General features: G+C 37.1%; 1 protein-coding gene. It reads left to right on the top strand.

Features of this window, described 5'->3' with window-relative positions; all coding sequences use genetic code 11:
- Positions 1 to 1,034: 1,034 nt before the first annotated feature.
- A partial coding sequence (locus J5224_RS28950) for an Rrf2 family transcriptional regulator (RefSeq protein WP_264628535.1) occupies positions 1,035 to 1,178 on the top strand: 144 nt, incomplete at its 3' end.

The raw sequence follows: 1,178 nt of genomic DNA, 5'->3' as shown, positions 1-1,178 counted from the left end.
GATATGATTAATATCACTATGGCTTTATAGGCTTGCATACATACCTCTCTATAAATAAAATGAGACTGCTCATTATTTATGTTGGTAACAGATAGAATAACACGTTGATTTCACCTTGATAATTAACAGGTTAAGGTTTTTTGATTCTAAATTATTGTTTTATTTTGTGGTCTTTTTCTTATTTCTCTCTCTGGTTTTTTTAAGGCCCAGAGTTATATTCAGTATAATCTTGTTGTTAGTTTTTGTAGGGGGTTTTATCTATGATTGTTTTGTTATTGATGAATATAAGTTGTTAGGTATTGAATTATTTTTTTATTTATAGGTAGCCTTCAATTTATTTTTAAAGTGGTTTTTGACAATATTCATTGTTTATCAACAAAGTAATAATTAAGAAGTGTGATGTAATGATTAGATGCCTTGACAATATTTTTTCCAGGCTACATTGCGCTTCATTTTGTTTTCAGACATTCAGTAAAAATTTGCACTTAACGATAGCTAAGTAACCAATTGATAGCATAGGAAATTGACAAAGGGAGATAATTGATCGCTTGTCAAGTGTACGATAGATTGTCATTTAAAATGTAAATTCATGTTTACCTCTTTGTTGGCGGTTTGCTTTGCAAGTAGAGCGTTTATCTATGGTAACCGTTTGCTTGCTCGTATCACCCGACTGCTGAGCAGGGATGTCAAGTGAGTGTGTCACGAGGCTCTGAATCTCTCCTCCCGTCAGGTATGAAGTCCCAACCTATGGCAATTCACCGATGTAAGGAAGCAATCAATGCGTAAACCCAGCGAATATGCTAAATAATTCGCCGGATCATTCGCGACTGGTTTATTATTGCTAGTAAATCTAGCTCTTATGTGATTTATCGTCCGTGTTAGCCTCACTTTTGCTTCCTTTGGCTGTGATGCCTTGGTAGTGCAAAACAAGCGAGGGAGTGCTGCCAGCATGGGTTTTGATGATTTGACGAACGTTGATGCGATGAGCATGGTTGCGACGTTCTTACCGATACCCGAGGGTATCCGAGGTTTCTGTGCAGTTAACCAGTTTTACGGATTACGGATTACGCGCGCTTATCTACATGGCATCACTGCCTGAAGGCAAGATGACGAATATTACTGAAGTGACGCAAGTGTATGGCGTCTCTCGTAATCATATGGTCAAAATTATCAATCAA

The sequence above is a fragment of the Candidatus Symbiopectobacterium sp. NZEC135 genome, assembly GCF_025962695.1.
Note: the sequence above shows the minus strand (reverse complement) of the source record. Positions and strands in the feature narration are given on the sequence as shown.